The organism is Streptomyces sp. NPDC043176 (assembly GCF_056436715.1).
In genome coordinates this window covers 234,534-251,178 of the sequence record NZ_JBWKCA010000003.1, presented here as the reverse complement: position 1 = coordinate 251,178, position 16,645 = coordinate 234,534, and the positions used below count along the sequence as shown (strand labels likewise).

At 70.9% G+C, this 16,645-nt stretch carries 19 protein-coding genes; 9 read left to right on the top strand and 10 right to left on the bottom strand.

Features of this window, described 5'->3' with window-relative positions; genetic code table 11:
• Positions 1–20: 20 nt before the first annotated feature.
• Positions 21–1,133, bottom strand: a complete 1,113-nt coding sequence (locus AC067A_RS06165) for a hypothetical protein (protein WP_478615177.1) — start codon at positions 1,131–1,133, stop codon at positions 21–23.
• Positions 1,134–1,224: 91 nt separating this feature from the next.
• The gene (locus tag AC067A_RS06160) at positions 1,225–1,437 is read right to left on the bottom strand and encodes a hypothetical protein (protein WP_478615174.1); all 213 of its coding nucleotides are present in this window, start codon (positions 1,435–1,437) and stop codon (positions 1,225–1,227) included.
• 304 nt (positions 1,438–1,741) lie between these two features.
• Here AC067A_RS06160 and AC067A_RS06155 point away from each other — a divergent pair, with 304 nt between their 5' ends.
• Positions 1,742–2,584, top strand: coding sequence for a hypothetical protein (locus AC067A_RS06155; RefSeq protein ID WP_478615171.1), 843 nt, complete (start codon positions 1,742–1,744; stop codon positions 2,582–2,584).
• A 29-nt stretch (positions 2,585–2,613) separates the two neighbouring features.
• Here the strand turns inward: AC067A_RS06155 and AC067A_RS06150 are convergent, their stop codons facing one another.
• From AC067A_RS06150 to AC067A_RS06135, 4 genes are all read right to left on the bottom strand, one after another.
• Positions 2,614–2,925, bottom strand: coding sequence for a hypothetical protein (locus tag AC067A_RS06150; RefSeq protein ID WP_478615168.1), 312 nt, complete (start codon positions 2,923–2,925; stop codon positions 2,614–2,616).
• A 113-nt stretch (positions 2,926–3,038) separates the two neighbouring features.
• Positions 3,039–3,329, bottom strand: a complete 291-nt coding sequence (locus AC067A_RS06145; RefSeq protein ID WP_478615165.1) for a hypothetical protein — start codon at positions 3,327–3,329, stop codon at positions 3,039–3,041.
• Between the two features lie 88 nt (positions 3,330–3,417).
• The gene (locus AC067A_RS06140; RefSeq protein WP_478615162.1) at positions 3,418–4,029 is read right to left on the bottom strand and encodes a phage tail tube protein; all 612 of its coding nucleotides are present in this window, start codon (positions 4,027–4,029) and stop codon (positions 3,418–3,420) included.
• Between the two features lie 233 nt (positions 4,030–4,262).
• Positions 4,263–4,673 (bottom strand): hypothetical protein, encoded by a 411-nt coding sequence (locus AC067A_RS06135; protein ID WP_478615159.1) that lies wholly within the window; start codon positions 4,671–4,673, stop codon positions 4,263–4,265.
• 325 nt (positions 4,674–4,998) lie between these two features.
• On the opposite strand from AC067A_RS06135, the gene AC067A_RS06130 reads away from it, so the two are divergent.
• Entirely contained in the window at positions 4,999–5,829 is an 831-nt protein-coding gene (locus tag AC067A_RS06130; RefSeq protein ID WP_478615157.1) for an ATP-grasp domain-containing protein, read from the top strand.
• A 138-nt stretch (positions 5,830–5,967) separates the two neighbouring features.
• Here the strand turns inward: AC067A_RS06130 and AC067A_RS06125 are convergent, their stop codons facing one another.
• The 3 genes from AC067A_RS06125 to AC067A_RS06115 are packed head-to-tail and all read right to left on the bottom strand — an operon-like array spanning position 5,968 to position 7,239.
• Positions 5,968–6,180: a MerR family transcriptional regulator gene (locus tag AC067A_RS06125; protein ID WP_033201988.1), complete on the bottom strand. Its 213-nt coding sequence runs from the start codon at positions 6,178–6,180 to the stop codon at positions 5,968–5,970.
• Positions 6,174–6,971: a hypothetical protein gene (locus AC067A_RS06120; RefSeq protein ID WP_478615153.1), complete on the bottom strand. Its 798-nt coding sequence runs from the start codon at positions 6,969–6,971 to the stop codon at positions 6,174–6,176. The genes AC067A_RS06125 and AC067A_RS06120 overlap by 7 nt, the downstream gene beginning before the upstream one ends.
• Complete coding sequence (locus tag AC067A_RS06115; RefSeq protein ID WP_478615151.1) at positions 6,964–7,239, bottom strand: WhiB family transcriptional regulator; 276 nt, start codon at positions 7,237–7,239, stop codon at positions 6,964–6,966. The genes AC067A_RS06120 and AC067A_RS06115 overlap by 8 nt, the downstream gene beginning before the upstream one ends.
• 254 nt (positions 7,240–7,493) lie before the next feature.
• On the opposite strand from AC067A_RS06115, the gene AC067A_RS06110 reads away from it, so the two are divergent.
• The 5 genes from AC067A_RS06110 (at position 7,494) to tuf (ending at position 12,600) form a co-directional block, all read left to right on the top strand.
• Entirely contained in the window at positions 7,494–7,943 is a 450-nt protein-coding gene (locus AC067A_RS06110) for a helix-turn-helix domain-containing protein (RefSeq protein WP_478615149.1), read from the top strand.
• 298 nt (positions 7,944–8,241) lie between these two features.
• Positions 8,242–8,613: a 30S ribosomal protein S12 gene (gene rpsL, locus AC067A_RS06105; RefSeq protein ID WP_003948652.1), complete on the top strand. Its 372-nt coding sequence runs from the start codon at positions 8,242–8,244 to the stop codon at positions 8,611–8,613.
• A 2-nt stretch (positions 8,614–8,615) separates the two neighbouring features.
• Positions 8,616–9,086: a 30S ribosomal protein S7 gene (gene rpsG / locus AC067A_RS06100; RefSeq protein ID WP_015035567.1), complete on the top strand. Its 471-nt coding sequence runs from the start codon at positions 8,616–8,618 to the stop codon at positions 9,084–9,086.
• A gap of 39 nt (positions 9,087–9,125) precedes the next feature.
• Entirely contained in the window at positions 9,126–11,255 is a 2,130-nt protein-coding gene (fusA, locus tag AC067A_RS06095; RefSeq protein ID WP_478615146.1) for an elongation factor G, read from the top strand.
• A gap of 151 nt (positions 11,256–11,406) precedes the next feature.
• On the top strand, positions 11,407–12,600 hold the full coding sequence (gene tuf, locus AC067A_RS06090; RefSeq protein ID WP_026058274.1) for an elongation factor Tu: 1,194 nt from the start codon (positions 11,407–11,409) through the stop codon (positions 12,598–12,600).
• Between the two features lie 173 nt (positions 12,601–12,773).
• On the opposite strand, the gene AC067A_RS06085 is transcribed toward tuf, so the two are convergent.
• Positions 12,774–14,810 carry a PIG-L family deacetylase gene (locus AC067A_RS06085; protein ID WP_478615142.1) on the bottom strand — a complete coding sequence of 679 codons (2,037 nt, stop codon included), beginning with the start codon at positions 14,808–14,810 and terminating at the stop codon, positions 12,774–12,776.
• A gap of 212 nt (positions 14,811–15,022) precedes the next feature.
• On the opposite strand from AC067A_RS06085, the gene AC067A_RS06080 reads away from it, so the two are divergent.
• Together AC067A_RS06080 and AC067A_RS06075 are read left to right on the top strand one after the other, a co-directional pair.
• Positions 15,023–15,385 carry a YciI family protein gene (locus AC067A_RS06080; RefSeq protein ID WP_478615140.1) on the top strand — a complete coding sequence of 121 codons (363 nt, stop codon included), beginning with the start codon at positions 15,023–15,025 and terminating at the stop codon, positions 15,383–15,385.
• The gene (locus tag AC067A_RS06075) at positions 15,382–16,623 is read left to right on the top strand and encodes an RNA polymerase sigma factor (protein WP_478615137.1); all 1,242 of its coding nucleotides are present in this window, start codon (positions 15,382–15,384) and stop codon (positions 16,621–16,623) included. Before AC067A_RS06080 ends, AC067A_RS06075 begins: the two co-directional genes overlap by 4 nt.
• Positions 16,624–16,645: the final 22 nt, after the last annotated feature.

Here is a 16,645-nt window from a genome sequence, read left to right as displayed (position 1 = left end):
TACCTCCTTTCGGGGCTGTGTCAGAGGGTGTCGTCGGCGCGCTGGACCGCGAGCCTGAAGTTGTTGAAGGCCGTGGTCACGTTGCCGCCCGCTTCCGCGAGGTCGTTGGCGGCGCGGGCGGCCGTCCTCAGGTTTCCGGCGTTGGGCAGCTTGTCCGGATCGAAGTGCCTCTGCGCGCTCGCGAGCTTGCCGGTCGCCTTGGCGAGTGCCTCGATCTTGGTGGGGTTGGACTTCCCGACGACCTTGTTGATCTGGCCGAGCTTCTTGGAGTCCGGGTCGTGCTCCTTGTACTTCTCCACGGCCTCGGCGAGCGCCACGAGCTTGCTCGCGACCGCGCCCATCTTGGTGGGGACGGCGGCGGTGATGGCGTCGTTGACCTTGGCGACGGCCTTCGCGGTCTTCTCGAGGGAGCCGGCGCTCGGAAGCTTGCGGACCTCGGTGTTGAAGTTCTTGATCTTGGTGTTGATGTTGCCGATGGCCTGCTTGAGGTCCCGGATCTTCTGCTCGTTCGGGAGCTCGGCCAGGGGGATGCCGGCCCCGGCCGCCGCCTCGCGGTCCTTGACGTGCTGCTTGTTCTGGAACGCCCAGCCGTCGCCGTTGTCGTTCTTGGCCAGGATGAGGTCGCGGGGGATGTGGCCGCGGCTGGCCCAGGAGGCGATGTTGAGGGCGACTCCCTGGATGGCCCGCTGGACAACGGTGAACTTGGCCAGCAGGACGAGGCCGATCCCCGCGAGGATCGCGGGGATGACGAGACTGGCGAAGGCCGCCACCCAGTACTTCCCGGCTTCCTCACTCTGCTCGGCGGACTTCTCCACGGCGGCGCCGATCGTGTCGAAGCCGGCGGCCTCCCAGAGCTCGGTCGACAGCTCCTTCTTGAGCTCCTTGTGCATCTCCTCGAAGCGGCTCACGAACTGGTACGGCAGCATGTTGTCCGTGACGAGCTTTGGATTGCCCTCGATCAGGCTCTGCTTGAGCGCCGAGATCGTGGAGTCCACCTTGTCCGGGTTGCGCTTCTTCTCCTCCTTCGCCTCGTAGTCCCCCTGAGGCTGCACCTTGATCGGTATCTTGCCGTCGACGAGTGCTGTTCTGAGTTCGGCGATCTCTTTGGAGAGCTCCGGGATTGTTTCTGCCATGGGTTGCTCCGCTTCCGGCCCGTGAGGGCCAAGCGCCGAAAAGCCCCTGCCGGTGGCGGCAAGGGCTCGTTCGTGCGGGGGCAGCCGGGCGTCAGGCGTCCTCGTCCCGGCGGGGGCCGCGGCGCGTCGTCGCGAGGGCGTCGTTCCAGCCGGCGGCGTACGCGAGGGTCTCGTAGCGGGAGACCTCGGCGTACAGCGTGCCGAGCAACGCTCTCTTGTCGAGGGCGACGGGTCCGTCGAGGAGCTGGCGGAGGCGGTCCTGGAGTGGGATGTGCGGTCGCGATGCCTCGGCCTGCTGAGTCATGGACGCCTGCCTTCCGGTTGCTTGCCCGTGCGTGTGTGGCGGCGCCGCGGAGTGAGGAGCGGGGGCACCACGTGTTCGAACTTCTGTTCGAACAGAGTGTGGAACATCTGTTCGATGTTTGTCGAGCGGGAAACGCCTGACGATGTGTCTTCTTGCGCGTTTTCCGAACGTGTTGGCGGCTGAAACGGTCATGAGTTCGACCGGGTAACCTGGAAGGCGCGTTCCCCGGACCGGACCACCTTGGGGGACGAGGGGCGCGAGGGGCGCGCGGGGACCCCAGGGGGCTGGAAGGCAGCACTGACGCATGGATACGGAGCCGGGCGCTGGTCGCCGGGAGCGGGTCGTCGACTGGCTCGCCACCCACCCCGATCTGCCTCACCTCTTCGCCTACCTCTCGGAGCTCGTCCACGTCGCCGGGTACGCCCCCGACGAACTCGTCGTGATCCCCCGGACCGAGGTCGACCGCCGCGAGACGACCGCCTTCACGTCCGGCTGGGCCGAGGCCGTCTCGGACGAACTGCCCCGCATCCGCAGGGAGTACGAGAAGCGCGTCGCCGACGCCTACGCGCAGGGCCAGGGTGACGCGCGTGGAATCCGCCGCCCCCAGCGCCGTACGGACGCGGGCCAGGAGGGCGGCGCCCGGGTCATCGCGCTGCCCTTCGCCCGGCTCCTCGAACCGCCCGCGGCCGTCGTCGAGGCCGAGGAGCGCGTACGCAGGGAACGCGAGCTGTTCGAACAGCGCTCCGAAGCGGGACCGCGGGCCGAACCCGAAGAGCGCCCGGCCGCCGGCCGGCGAACCGACGCGGGACAGCGGACCGGAGGCGAGCCGGAGCCCGAGCACCAGAAGGAGCCCGAGCCCGACCCGGAGCCCGACGTCCTCGTGACCGCCCAGGAGAGCCGGACCCGCAGGAACGCCCAGCCGGTGCGGAAGGTCGTGCGCGGCAAGGGCGGCCGGCCGATCGTCCCGCCGCTGGCCGGGGTGCCCGTCCAGACCGGACCGTCCGCCGACCGCCGCGACGCCGACCCGGGCGAGCCGGACGCGCGCGCGAGCAGGGGGCGGAGGCTGTCCGACCGGGCCAGGGCCCTGGAGAAGGACATGACCTCCGAACGGGCAAAGGAAGAAGCGCCCCCGGAGCCCACTCCCTGACGGGAAGGGGCTCCGGGGGCCGCGGGGGATCAACCGAAGAAGCGTGCGATCGCCTGGGGGGAGACGGTCTCGCCGTTCTCGGCGGACGGGCCCTGCCCGTCCTGGTCCGCCTGCTCTCCGTCCTCGTCCTTGGCGGAGTCGCCCGGACGGGGGACGGGGGTCGGGGCCTCCGGCGGATCGGAGTCCTCGCCGTTGTTGACACAGGCGAACATCCAGTTCGACACGGCCAGATGGTCCACCGTGGCCGCCAGCAGGTGGTCGGTGACCGACCACTCGGCGGCCTCGCCGTGCAGCTCGCGCTGTACGGCGCTGTCCCGCGGCAGGTGCTTGATCAGCACCATGAGCCGACGGCTGGAGAGCTCTCCACGGTGCCAGTCGAGGATGTCGACCCCGTAATGGCGGATGAAGTCCGCCTCAATGGCCTCGGCGTGTTCGTCGACGAACTCGACGAGGCTCAGTCTTCCCCCAGGCCGAGCCCGGTCTCCTTGCCGTAGGCCTCCAGGATGGCGGCGATGTCCTGCATGGTGATGTCGTGCTGTTCGAAGCGGGTGAACTGCTCCTCACCCATCAGGAGTGCGAGCAGGCCGTCCACGTCGTTGTCGTCGAGCTTGCGCAGCGCCTTGGCGGTGGCGCGGCTGAGCTCGGTCGGAAGGGTGTAGGTCTCGCCGTCCAGCTCGAAGGACCACTTGCGGCCGTGGGCCTCCTGTCGCTGGGCGCGGGCGGCGTTGACGTCGAAACGGGCCATGGTGATGCGTACTCCTTGTTCGGATGCGTGAAGAGGAGGGGGGTGGGGCGGGACGGCGGCCGCCGTCCCGCCCCGGGGTGGAGAGGGATCAGACCGCGGCGCCGTACTGGCTGTCCTTCATGAGGAAGGTCGCCAGCGGCTTGCCGTCGCCCTTCGACATGGCGCTGAAGGTGATGCCCAGCTGGGACGCGGCCTTGCGGGCCAGCTTGATGTCGTCGGTGGCGGTGACCTGACCGCGCGGGATGATGAAGCGGTAGCGCACCGCGGTGGTGCCACCGGCCTTGACGTCGGTGAACTCCAGGCCGAGGGCACGCACGTCGGCGAACGGGCGCTCGGCGATCTCGTAGCGGTAGGTGTCGACGGCCGGCGTCGGCTCCGCCTTGACGGCGTCGCCGCCCATGAAGAAGGGCAGCGTGTCCTCGTTGAACTGGAGCAGCGAGAACTTCAGCGAGAGGTCACGGCTCGAGTAGATGTAGTGGATCGGGGAGACCGACTGCCACGAGTCGATGGCCTCCAGCTTGTCCTTCTTGGAGAAGGTGACGCCGTCGCCGGAGGTGAAGCCGAGGTCCTTCCAGCCCGCGCCGGACCAGTCGGTGGCGGAGTCCGTGCCGAAGGTGGTCGGCGCGGCGGTGCCGGCGTCGGCGACGTAGAGCTTGCCGGTGCCTGCGACGCGGATTTCGGCAGAGTTGTTTCCAGCCATGGTGGGGTTTCTCCTTGGGTTGGGATGGGTCGCACCGCCCCGGACGGCGGGTCCGGGTACGGCAAAGGCCCCGCCGGACGGCGAGGCCTGGTCTGTGGGTGAGCGCCCGTCAGGGAGCCGTACGGGCTCGGGGGACGCTCAGGGGCGAGCGGCGCTCAGGGGGCGAGCGGCTCGGGAGGTGCGGTGGGGCGGGGGGCTCAGGGGCCGAGCGGCGCTTCGGTGGGGGCGGCGGCTCAGAAGACGCTGAGGGAGAGGCGGATGACGCAGAGGTAGCGGTTCGCGCCCCGGTAGAGGTAGTCGGGCAGCCAGCGCGGTCCGTCCTGCTCCTCGACGTCGTGCACCCGGTTGTTGGCACCGAGCTGCTTGCCGATGGTGGCGAGCAGCGCCCGCCGGGCGCCGTTGGCGAGGACGTGGGCGGCGGTCTTGCTCGGCCCGTAGACCTCGAACTCGATCAGCGGCATGTCGACGTGCTGGTCGCCGATCCAGGCGCCGCCGCGGCGGTTGACCAGGACGGCGCTCTGGGTGCCGTCGAAGCCGGCCGGCGCGTTGACCGCGATGGTGGCGCCGGCGAGGGCGGGGTCGGCCTTGAGGACGTCGACGACCAGCTTCTCGACGTCCGGGAAAGCACTCGGGGGAGTGGTCATGACGGTTCTCCTCGGGAGGGGGACGGGTGCGGGGCGGGGTGCCGTCCGGGGCGCTCCGGCGGGAGGGGGCGGGGCGCGGCAGCGCTCCCGGACGGCGAACGGCGGAGGCCGCTGCCCGTCCTGCGGGCGCAGCTCCGCCGCTGCACCAACTGTGACAGAGAGCGTGCGCGCACGCAACTAGTTCCGGAGTTCATGAGCCGGGACCGCCGGGATCCCCTGCGCCGGGACCGTCGGGCCCTCCGCGCCGACACCGCGGGAACGCCGCCCCGACAAGGGAAAACGCCTGCTCGGTAGGTTGGCCCTCACCGAACCGAGGGAGTCGCCCGTGGCCGCCGACCGCGCCCGCCTGCTGTACGTGACCGACCTGGCCTACCCGGCCCGGGGGCGGCGCTACTGCGACGAGGACATCCACCTGACCGCGCGGCTGCGCGCGGACTTCGACCTGGCGCTGTGCCACCCGCTCGACACGGCCGCGCTCATGGAGGGCTTCGACGCCGTCGTCGTCCGCAACAGCGGCCCGGTCCTGGGCTACCCGAAGGAGTACGAGGCCTTCCGCGAGCGGGCGACCGCCCTCGGCACCCGCGTCTACAACCCGCTGCACGGCCGCGGCGACATGGCCGGCAAGCAGTACCTCCTGGACCTGACGGCCGCCGGGTACCCCGTCATCCCCACCGTGGACCGGGCCGAGGACCTGCACCTCCTGCCCCGGGCCGCGCGGTACGCGGTCAAGCCCAAGGCGGGCGCCGACTCCATGGGCCTGCGCTTCCTGGCACCCGAGGAGCTCGCCGGCCTGTCGTACGGCGACCTGCTCGTCCAGCCCCGCGTCGACTTCCGGTACGAGGTGTCCTTCTACTTCGTCGACGACCGCTTCCAGTACGCCCTGTACGCCCCCGACCCCGAGCGCCGCTGGGTTCTCGAACCGTACGAACCGACCGCCGAGGACCTCGCGTTCGCCCGCCGCTTCGTCGGCTGGAACACCCTCGACCACGGCGTCCAGCGCGTCGACGCCTGCCGCGTCCCCGAGGGCGGACTGCTCCTCGTCGAACTGGAGGACCTCAACCCGTACCTCTCCCTGGACCGGGTCCCCGAGCCCGTGCGGGAACGGTTCGCCGACGACCTCGTCCGCTCCCTGCGCGCCTTCCTGGCGGCTTCCTGAACAGACGGGTCTTCGAGGACACGACGAAGCGCCCGGGTCGGGACGGGACGAAGCGTCCGCGTCCGGACACGGCGAAGCGCCCCGCGTCCGGACAGGACGCGGGGCGCTTCAGGGGGGAGGGGGCCCAGGGGAGGAGGCTCAGGCGGTGCGGGGGCGGCGGCGGGCCAGCCGCTCGGCCGCGAAGACGTCCTCCAGGCGGAAGAGCTGGGCCCGGCCGGCCCGGCCCGCCGCCCGCAGGTGACCCAGCTGGACCCACTTGCGGATCGTGGCGGGAGCGACGCCCGCCTCCTCGGCGGCGAGCGGCCCGGGGATGAGCGCGGGCAGGGCGGGCAGTGCGGGCGAGCTCAGCACGAGGTCTCCTTGGTGTCGTCCATCGCCGCCCGGATCTCCTCGGTGTGCGTCCCCGAGGCCTCCGACAGCTCCTCCCACTGCTCCTCCGCCCACAGGTGCCGGTACGCGGGGTCGTCCTGGCAGCCGCACGCCGCGTCGGTGCAGACGCACGCCGGGTTGACGCACAGCACCGCCCGGCGGTCCGGGAACGCCCGCAGCGACACCGAGTCGCACCAGGGGCAGCGGCCCGTCACCCGCACGACCGTCTCCGCGTCGCCGAGCGTGCGGGCGCAGCGGCGGGCCATCCGCCGGATCTCGTCCCGCACGTGCCGGGCGAGGTCCGGGTGCCCGGCGACGGCGTCGAGCAGCCCGACGATCCGGCGCAGCCGTTCGATCACCCCGGCCCGGCGCGGCCGGGGCAGCAGGAGGCGGGCGCAGACCGCCTCCTCCAGCTCCACGACGCCGTCGGTGATGTCCCGGATGGCGTCGGAGATGTGCAGCCTGATGGGGGCGGCGCCGTGCCCCGGCACGGACAGGCCGTGCCGCTGTTCGAGCAGCAGGGCCTCGCGCCGCTCCTCGCGGATCAGCTCGTCGCGGCCCGGGTGCGGGGCGGTGGGCGCGGTGCCGGCGGGGGAGCGGCGGCCGGGCGCCAACTCCTCGGACAGCTCGGGGAACTGTCGTACGAGGGAGGCGGTCCAGAGCGTGACGTCCCGCAGGACGACCTCGACGGTCCGGCCGGCGGCGGCCGGAGCGGACGGGTCGGCGAGGGGGGCGCGGGTGGTGCCGTCGGTGTTCTCGGTGTGGTCAGCCACGGCGACCGCTCCCCACCGGCGCGACGGCCTTGGCGACGCGCTGGGCGTCCGCCGGGCGTCCGTTGCGCCAGAGGCGGCCGGCGCAGACGCCGTCGAAGTAGCTCTCGGCCGGGGCCACGGCGGCCTCGCACTCGCGGCGTACGGGGCAGTCGGCGCAGGCCCGCAGGGCCGGGGCGGCCTCCTTGGCGCGGCGGGCGAAGACGACGGACGGGGCGAGGCCGGCGCACGCGGCGGAGGCTTGCCAGGGGGACGGGTCGGGATGGAACAAGGGAGTTCTCCACGGTCCGGGGCCCGCCCGGGCTCCATGGGGCCGGTGGGGCTCCTGTGGCTCAGGGGGCCGACGAGTGCGGCGGCGAGCCAGACTTACACGTTGCGTGCGAGCGCGCAACAAAAATCGTCACGCCTGTGAGCTGCCCTTCACCGATTCGACACGATTGCGTGCCCGAAAGCACGTAATTCCGTGCGCGCAAGCACGCTAAGGTATGGAGCCCGGAGGGTGGGGGAGCGAGGAGCGGTAAACACATGAGCACTCAAGGGCTCGACGAGTTCGCAGGCTGGGTCGAAGGCCTGATGCGGGCGCGCGGATACGACATCGACAGCCCCCGTGGTGGCGGGAAGTCCCGCATCGCGGACGAGGCCGGAGTGCACCGCGCGGCCGTCACGCGGCTGCTGCAGCGGCAGAGCATGCCGGACCTGGAGACCATGCGCCGGATCGCGCCCCTGCTCGGGGTGTCCGTCCGCGACATGCTGATCCGGTCCGGCCGGGTGTCCCCCGAGGAACTCCCGCTGGCCGCCGATCTGCTGCCGCCCAGCGACTGGCAGCCGACCATGGAGGACTTCGCCCGCTGGCTCGGCGTCCCCGACGAGCGCCTGGGCGTCTTCGTCAAGGTCGTGAACCAGTTCCTGGAGCCCGACGAGGGGAGTGCCGACACCCAGGCGTCGGCCGAACCGAGGCGCACCGCGCGCGACTGATCGCGACCGATCGACACGGGCTGCGACCGGCGGCCCTCTTCGGGGCCGCCGGACTCCGCGCGCGTGGCCATTTGTTTTGACCGGAGTCCATGCGATAGGTACGCTCATGCCTTGTGCCTGGGGTGTGCCTGGGCTCGTGTGCGTGTCCTCAACCGCACGGCGAGTCATATAGCGGCCACCGTGATCCGCGCCTTCTCCGCCTCGTGCGGAGGTCCGCGAGATTCGACACACCCGACCGCGTGGGTCGGTGACTGTTTCAGGTTAGTTTTACCGACGGCACACAGAAACCGGAGAAGTAGTGCCTACGATCCAGCAGCTGGTCCGTAAGGGCCGGCAGGACAAGGTCGAGAAGAACAAGACGCCCGCACTCGAGGGTTCCCCTCAGCGTCGCGGCGTCTGCACGCGTGTGTTCACGACCACCCCGAAGAAGCCGAACTCGGCCCTCCGTAAGGTCGCGCGTGTGCGTCTGACCTCGGGCATCGAGGTCACGGCCTACATCCCGGGTGAGGGTCACAACCTGCAGGAGCACTCGATCGTGCTCGTGCGCGGTGGCCGTGTGAAGGACCTGCCGGGTGTTCGCTACAAGATCATCCGCGGTTCCCTCGACACGCAGGGCGTCAAGAACCGTAAGCAGGCTCGCAGCCGCTACGGCGCCAAGAAGGAGAAGTAAGAATGCCTCGTAAGGGCCCCGCCCCGAAGCGCCCGGTCATCATCGACCCGGTCTACAGCTCTCCTCTTGTCACCTCGCTGATCAACAAGATCCTGCTGGACGGCAAGCGTTCCACCGCCGAGCGCATCGTGTACGGCGCCATGGAGGGTCTTCGCGAGAAGACCGGCCAGGACCCGGTCATCACGCTGAAGCGCGCTCTCGAGAACGTCAAGCCGGCCCTCGAGGTCAAGTCCCGCCGTGTCGGTGGCGCCACCTACCAGGTGCCGATCGAGGTCAAGCCGGGCCGCGCGTCCACGCTGGCCCTCCGCTGGCTCGTCGGTTACTCCCGCGCCCGTCGCGAGAAGACCATGACCGAGCGCCTCATGAACGAGCTCCTTGACGCCTCCAACGGTCTGGGTGCTGCGGTCAAGAAGCGCGAGGACACGCACAAGATGGCCGAGTCCAACAAGGCCTTCGCGCACTACCGCTGGTAGTCGCAACCCACATCGAGACCGAGAGAAGACTGAGCCGATATGGCTACCACTTCGCTTGACCTTGCCAAGGTGCGCAACATCGGCATCATGGCTCACATCGACGCGGGCAAGACGACCACCACCGAGCGGATCCTGTTCTACACCGGTGTCTCGTACAAGATCGGTGAAGTCCACGACGGCGCTGCCACGATGGACTGGATGGAGCAGGAGCAGGAGCGCGGCATCACGATCACGTCCGCCGCGACGACCTGCCACTGGCCGCTCGAGAACGTCGATCACACGATCAACATCATCGACACGCCGGGTCACGTCGACTTCACCGTCGAGGTGGAGCGTTCGCTGCGCGTGCTCGACGGTGCTGTCACCGTGTTCGACGGTGTGGCCGGTGTCGAGCCCCAGTCCGAGACTGTCTGGCGACAGGCGGACCGCTACGGCGTCCCGCGTATCTGCTTCGTCAACAAGCTCGACCGTACGGGCGCCGAGTTCCTCCGCTGCGTCGACATGATCGTGGACCGCCTCGGCGCCGTCCCGATCGTCATGCAGCTCCCGATCGGCGCCGAGATGGACTTCCAGGGCGTCATCGACCTGGTCCGCATGAAGGCGCTCGTCTGGTCCGCCGAGGCCAGCAAGGGCGAGATGTACGACGTCGTCGACATCCCGGCGGACAAGCTCGAGCAGGCCGAGGAGTACCGCGCCAAGCTCGTCGAGACCGTCGCGGAGAACGACGAGGAGCTCATGGAGCTCTTCCTCGAGGGCGTCGAGCCCACCGAGGAGCAGCTGTACGCGGCTGTCCGTCGTATCACCATCGCGTCCGGCAAGGGCAACGGCGAGAAGACGGTCACCCCCGTCTTCTGCGGCACCGCGTTCAAGAACAAGGGCGTCCAGCCCCTGCTCGACGCGGTCGTGCGCTACCTCCCCTCCCCCCTGGACGTCGAGGCCATCGAGGGCCACAGCGTCAAGGACGCGGAGGAGATCGTGCGGCGCAAGCCGTCCGACGACGAGCCGCTGTCGGCCCTCGCGTTCAAGATCGCGAGCGACCCGCACCTCGGCAAGCTCACCTTCGTCCGGATCTACTCCGGTCGCCTGGAGGCCGGCACCGCGGTGCTGAACTCCGTCAAGGGCAAGAAGGAGCGCATCGGCAAGATCTACCGCATGCACGCGAACAAGCGTGAGGAGATCGACTCGGTGGGCGCCGGCGACATCGTCGCCGTCATGGGCCTCAAGCAGACCACCACCGGTGAGACGCTGTGCGACGAGAAGAACCCGGTCATCCTGGAGTCCATGGACTTCCCGGCGCCGGTCATCCAGGTCGCCATCGAGCCCAAGTCCAAGGGTGACCAGGAGAAGCTGGGTGTCGCCATCCAGCGTCTCGCGGAGGAGGACCCCTCCTTCCAGGTTCACTCGGACGAGGAGACCGGCCAGACCATCATCGGTGGTATGGGCGAGCTTCACCTCGACATCCTCGTCGACCGCATGCGTCGCGAGTTCAAGGTCGAGGCGAACGTCGGCAAGCCGCAGGTCGCGTACCGCGAGACGATCCGCAAGGCCGTCGAGCGCGTGGACTACACCCACAAGAAGCAGACCGGTGGTACCGGTCAGTTCGCCAAGGTGCAGATCGCGATCGAGCCCATCGAGGGTGGCGACGCCTCCTACGAGTTCGTGAACAAGGTCACCGGTGGCCGCATCCCGAAGGAGTACATCCCTTCGGTCGACGCGGGTGCGCAGGAGGCCATGCAGTTCGGCATCCTGGCCGGCTACGAGATGACCGGCGTCCGCGTCATCCTTCTCGACGGTGCCTACCACGAGGTCGACTCCTCCGAGCTCGCGTTCAAGATCGCCGGTTCGCAGGCCTTCAAGGAGGCCGCGCGCAAGGCTTCCCCCGTCATTCTCGAGCCGATGATGGCCGTTGAGGTCGTCACGCCCGAGGACTACATGGGTGAGGTCATCGGCGACATCAACTCCCGCCGTGGCCAGATCCAGGCCATGGAGGAGCGCAGCGGCGCCCGCGTCGTGAAGGGCCTCGTGCCCCTCTCGGAGATGTTCGGCTACGTCGGCGACCTCCGCAGCAAGACCTCGGGTCGCGCAAGCTACTCGATGCAGTTCGACTCCTACGCCGAGGTTCCGCGGAACGTCGCCGAGGAGATCATCGCGAAGGCCAAGGGCGAGTAACTCTCCCGAGTTCACGCTTTAGGCTTGACACCAGTCGCCGGGGCTCAGCCCCCGAAACCCGAGGGAACCGGGTCCCGGCGGATGGCATCCCAGCAAAGATCACCTGGCGCCGATGAGCAAGGCGTACAGAACCACTCCGCAGGAGGATTCAGTGGCGAAGGCAAAGTTCGAGCGGACTAAGCCGCACGTCAACATCGGCACCATCGGTCACATCGACCACGGTAAGACGACCCTCACGGCCGCCATTACCAAGGTGCTGCACGACGCGTACCCGGACCTGAACGAGGCCTCGGCCTTCGACCAGATCGACAAGGCTCCCGAGGAGCGCCAGCGCGGTATCACCATCTCGATCGCGCACGTCGAGTACCAGACGGAGTCGCGTCACTACGCGCACGTCGACTGCCCGGGTCACGCTGACTACATCAAGAACATGATCACGGGTGCGGCGCAGATGGACGGCGCCATCCTCGTGGTCGCCGCCACCGACGGCCCGATGCCGCAGACCAAGGAGCACGTGCTCCTGGCCCGCCAGGTCGGCGTTCCGTACATCGTCGTCGCCCTGAACAAGGCCGACATGGTGGACGACGAGGAGATCCTGGAGCTCGTCGAGCTCGAGGTCCGTGAGCTCCTCTCCGAGTACGAGTTCCCGGGCGACGACCTTCCGGTCGTCCGTGTCTCGGCGCTCAAGGCCCTCGAGGGCGACAAGGAGTGGGGCGAGAAGCTCCTCGGCCTCATGCACGCGGTGGACGAGTCCATCCCGCAGCCCGAGCGTGACGTCGACAAGCCGTTCCTGATGCCGATCGAGGACGTCTTCACGATCACCGGTCGTGGCACCGTCGTCACCGGTCGTATCGAGCGCGGTATCCTCAAGGTCAACGAGACCGTCGACATCATCGGCATCAAGACCGAGAAGACCACCACCACGGTCACCGGTATCGAGATGTTCCGCAAGCTGCTCGACGAGGGCCAGGCCGGTGAGAACGTCGGTCTGCTCCTCCGTGGCATCAAGCGCGAGGACGTCGAGCGCGGCCAGGTCATCATCAAGCCGGGTTCGGTCACGCCGCACACGAACTTCGAGGCCCAGGCCTACATCCTGTCGAAGGACGAGGGTGGCCGTCACACCCCGTTCTTCAACAACTACCGCCCGCAGTTCTACTTCCGTACCACGGACGTGACCGGCGTCGTGACCCTCCCCGAGGGCACCGAGATGGTCATGCCGGGCGACAACACCGCCATGAGCGTTGAGCTGATCCAGCCCATCGCCATGGAGGAGGGCCTGAAGTTCGCCATCCGTGAGGGTGGCCGGACCGTCGGCGCCGGCCAGGTCGTCAAGATCACTGCCTGATCTTGAACTGACCTGGTAGCTCGTACGAGCTGCCGAGCAGTAAGGGAAGGCCCCGCACCGAAAGGTGCGGGGCCTTCCCGCGTTTCCGGGGCCTTCCCGCGTTTCCGGGGCGTTCCCGGGCCTTCCCAGGGGTGCCCTGCCGATCACGCCGGGCCGGTCGGCGGGACCACCCCCTAAGGGCGCCAGCTCCACGGGTGCCCGTCCGGGCCGAGGCCCACCACCGTCACCCCGCGGGCGCTCAGGTGGAGCGCGGCCGTGACCGCCGGGGCGCCGGTCGTGCGCGTCCGCAGCCGGCCGCCGGCCCGTACCTGGACGCGACCGCGCTGATCCGTGCCGAGCAGCACCGTGCCGAGCGCGTCCGACCGGCGGGCCACCACGTCCCCGTACCCGTCGAGCCCGGCGTCGCCCGCCGGGCCGAGGAGCGCGGCGGCCGCCGGCGGCCGGTGGAACAGCTCGCCGCCGGCCGTCGCCACCGTCGAGCCGGAGAGCGGCAGCCGCTCCGGGCGCTCCACCCCGTCCACCCAGTGGCGTACGGACTCCCGCCCCGCCGCGTACACGTGCACGCGGCCCGCCGCGTCGAGTGAGACCGCGAGGCCGTCCTGGACCTCCGCGTCCCCGGGAAGCGCCCGCCAGGGCCCCCAGGACCCGTCCGAGGCCGCCCGGACCCTGGTCGACACGCCCTTGTCCGCGTTCCGCACGAAGAGGTGCACCCGGCCGTCCGGGGCCGTGACCGCCACCGGGGCCCCGATCCGGCGCCCGCGGTCGTCCGAGGACTCCGGGTTCCCGAGCCCCCGCCAGGCGAGGAACGGGCCGCCGGGGGAGCGCTGCTCCAGGAGGACCAGCTCGCGCCGGTTCGACCCCGCGTGCCCGTCCAGCGCGGCGAACCGCACGCCGAAGAGCAGCATCCGGCCGTCGCCGAGCACCGTCGAACCGAGCGCCGGCGCGAGCGGGCCGCCGCCGAGGTCCTCCGGCTCGCCCCAGTCGGCGCCGCCCGGCGCGGAGGCGCCCCGCGTGCCGCCGCGCGCGGCCGCCGCACCGCTGCCGGCCGCCGGCTCGCGCCAGCGGACCGCGCGCAGCCCGAGGACCCCGTACGCGGCGAGCCGGCCGTCCGGCTCCTCGACGACCGCCGGGCGGGCACCCGCCCAGCGGTGGTGCGTCGAGCGGACCCAGCCCTTGCGGTTGGTGAGCGGCCGGTCGCCGCCGACGCCGTAGTCGCCGCAACCGGAGGGGTTCCCGCACGGCCAGGACGGGTCGCCGCCGTACGGGACGAGCCTCGCGGCCTTCTCCTCCAGGACCTCCGGCGGGAGGTTCTTGGGCCAGTGCCGGTTGTAGTAGCCGCGGAAGGCGGTCGCGGCGAACGCCGGTATGGGGTGGCCGTCCCGGACCGCGTCGGTGACCCAGCGGCTCAGTGCCGCCCAGGTGAAGCAGGCGACCGCGGTGTGGTCCCCGTGGTCCGCGTACCCCCGCTGCTCGGAGTCCCGCTGCCGGGTCGCCTCGTCGCTCGTCTGGATGTCCGGATCGGGATCCAGGGTGTGCACCACGGTCGGCCGGTAGCGGCGCAGCAGGCCGGCCAGGACGCCGACGAGACTTTCGTAGTCGTAGGTGTCCGCGCGGGTCACCGGCGAATCCGCCGGCAGATGCGTCCGCAGTTCCAGGGCCCGGTCGTGCCAGAGCGCCGGCACGGCCATGTACCGGCGGACGGTGTGCATCGGCAGGTTGAGGAAGACCAGCTCCACCCGGCGGGCGCCCCGCGTGAGGATGTCGGCCTCCGCGCGCCGGCCGCCGGGCAGCGTCAGCACCTCGCGGCGCCAGGGGGTGAACCTCGGCAGCCCGAGCGCCTCGGCGTACGCCTGCCGCAGGCCCTGGTGGCGGGCGGCGGAGTAGGCGGACCGGTCCGGGGGAGCCGGGGGCATCCCCGCGACCCGGTTGTGGCCGGTGTGCTCGCCCGCCGTCACGTACACGGAGACCAGCGGGACGCCGGAGTCCAGCAGCCGCTGCGTGTCCGGGTTCATGAAGTACAGGTCGTCGTCCGGATGCGCGGAGAACTGCATGAGCAGCGTCCTGCGCTCCCCGGCCGTCGCGATCGGCTTCCCCGGCGCCGGGTCGGCGGTCGGCGGGGTCCGCCGCGGCTCCGGGACGGAACAGCCGGCGGCGGCCGCGGTGACCGCGAGGGCGGCGGCGAGCACCGTACGGCGGCGAGGAGTGGTCACGTGCGGGCTCCGTCCCTTCGGTACACGGGTCGTCTACAAGACGGATATCCGGTACCCGTGGTTGTGTACGAAAGGGCTCCTCGCTGCGAGGATTCCCCCGCGGAGAAGATCTTCGGGAAACTCCGCGCAGGGATGTCGAATGCGCCCCGTGGGCTACGACCCAGGGGTGACAGCACGCCGCAGGGGCGCGCGGGACGGGGAGGACACCCGAGATGAAGTACGTCGCGATGATCTACGGCAACCAGGCCAAGTGGGACTCCTTCCCGGCCGAGGCCTGGCCCGAGGCGATCGCCCGGCAGGAGGCCTTCAACCGCAAGTACCGGGAGAGCGGCGAACTGATCGGCGCGTACGGACTCGCCGACGCCGCCGCCGCCCGGCTCGTCCGCCGCGAGGGCGGCGCCCCCGTGGTCACCGACGGCCCGTACCTGGAGACCAAGGAGTACCTGGCCAGCTTCTACCTGCTCGACTGCGCCGGTCCGGAGCGGGCCCAGGAGATCGCCGCCGACATGCCCTTCGCGGACGTCGACCCCGTCGAGCTGTGGCCGGTCCTCCACGAGTCCGCGGCGGACGTGTGACGCGCTCGCACGAGACCGAGGACCTGCTGCGCACGTACGCGCCGCAGGTCCTCGGCGCGCTCGTCCGCCGGTACGGCGACTTCGACCTCTGCGAGGACGCCGTCCAGGAGGCCCTGATCGCCGCGGCCCGGCAGTGGCCCGGGGAGGGGGTGCCCGACCACCCGCGCGGCTGGCTGCTCACCGTCGCCGCCCGCAGGTACGTCGACCTGGTCCGCAGCGAGTCCGCGCGCAGGCGCCGTGAGGACGCCGTCGCGCTCGCCACCCCGGCGTCCGAGCTGCTCGCGCACGCCGCGGACGACACCCCGGGCAGCGACCGGGACGACTCCCTGTCGCTGCTGTTCCTCTGCTGCCGCCCGGAGCTCTCGCCGCCCAGCCGGATCGCGCTCACCCTGCGCGCGGTCGGCGGCCTCACCACCGCGCAGATCGCCGCCGCGTTCCTCGTGCCCGAGGCGACCATGGCGCAGCGGATCAGCCGCGCCAAGCAGACGATCAGGGCCGGCGGGTGGTCCCTCGCGCTGCCCGAGGGCGCGGACCGCACGGAGCGGCTGGCCGAGGTGCGGCACGTCCTGTACCTCGTCTTCAACGAGGGCTACACGGCCAGCGGCGGCGACGCGCTGACCGCGCCCGAGCTGTCCACGGAGGCGATCCGGCTCGCCCGGCTCCTGCACGGGCTCGTCCCCGACGACACCGAGACGGCCGGCCTGCTCGCCCTCATGCTGCTCACGGACGCCCGCCGCCCGGCCCGCACGGGCCCGCACGGCGAGCTGGTCCCGCTCGCGGAGCAGGACCGGGGGAGCTGGGACGCCCGGCTGATCGAGGAGGGCGTCGAGCTGATCAGCCGCACCCTGCCGCGCGGCGAGGTGGGCCCGTACCAGCTCCAGGCGGCGATCGCGGCCGTCCACGACGATGCCGGGTCCGCCGAGGCCACGGACTGGCCGCAGATCCTCGCGCTGTACGAGCTCCTGGAGCACACCGGTCCGAACCCGATGATCACGCTCAACCGCGCGGTCGCGGTCGCGATGGTGCACGGCCCGCGGGCGGGCCTCGACCTCCTGGACGAGCTGGCGGGGGACCGGCGGCTGGCCCGTCACCACCGCCTCCTCGCGACCCGCGCGCACCTCCTCGAACTCCTCGGCGACAAGGAGTCCGCGGCCGGCGCGTACCGGGAGGCGGCCCGCCACACGACGAGCGCACCGGAACGCCGGCACCTGACGGAACGGGCCCGGCGGCTCGGCTGAGGGGCGCGGGGCGCCCGCGGGT

Excerpts from the sequence above, each read along its gene's own strand:
- AC067A_RS06165 (WP_478615177.1), bottom strand. The coding sequence starts at position 1,133 with ATGGCAGAAACAATCCCGGAGCTCTCCAAAGAGATCGCCGAACTCAGA.
- AC067A_RS06160 (WP_478615174.1), bottom strand. The coding sequence starts at position 1,437 with ATGACTCAGCAGGCCGAGGCATCGCGACCGCACATCCCACTCCAGGAC.
- AC067A_RS06155 (WP_478615171.1), top strand. The coding sequence starts at position 1,742 with ATGGATACGGAGCCGGGCGCTGGTCGCCGGGAGCGGGTCGTCGACTGG.
- AC067A_RS06150 (WP_478615168.1), bottom strand. The coding sequence starts at position 2,925 with ATGGTGCTGATCAAGCACCTGCCGCGGGACAGCGCCGTACAGCGCGAG.
- AC067A_RS06145 (WP_478615165.1), bottom strand. The coding sequence starts at position 3,329 with ATGGCCCGTTTCGACGTCAACGCCGCCCGCGCCCAGCGACAGGAGGCC.
- AC067A_RS06140 (WP_478615162.1), bottom strand. The coding sequence starts at position 4,029 with ATGGCTGGAAACAACTCTGCCGAAATCCGCGTCGCAGGCACCGGCAAG.
- AC067A_RS06135 (WP_478615159.1), bottom strand. The coding sequence starts at position 4,673 with ATGACCACTCCCCCGAGTGCTTTCCCGGACGTCGAGAAGCTGGTCGTC.
- AC067A_RS06110 (WP_478615149.1), top strand. The coding sequence starts at position 7,494 with ATGAGCACTCAAGGGCTCGACGAGTTCGCAGGCTGGGTCGAAGGCCTG.
- rpsG (WP_015035567.1), top strand. The coding sequence starts at position 8,616 with ATGCCTCGTAAGGGCCCCGCCCCGAAGCGCCCGGTCATCATCGACCCG.
- fusA (WP_478615146.1), top strand. The coding sequence starts at position 9,126 with ATGGCTACCACTTCGCTTGACCTTGCCAAGGTGCGCAACATCGGCATC.
- AC067A_RS06080 (WP_478615140.1), top strand. The coding sequence starts at position 15,023 with ATGAAGTACGTCGCGATGATCTACGGCAACCAGGCCAAGTGGGACTCC.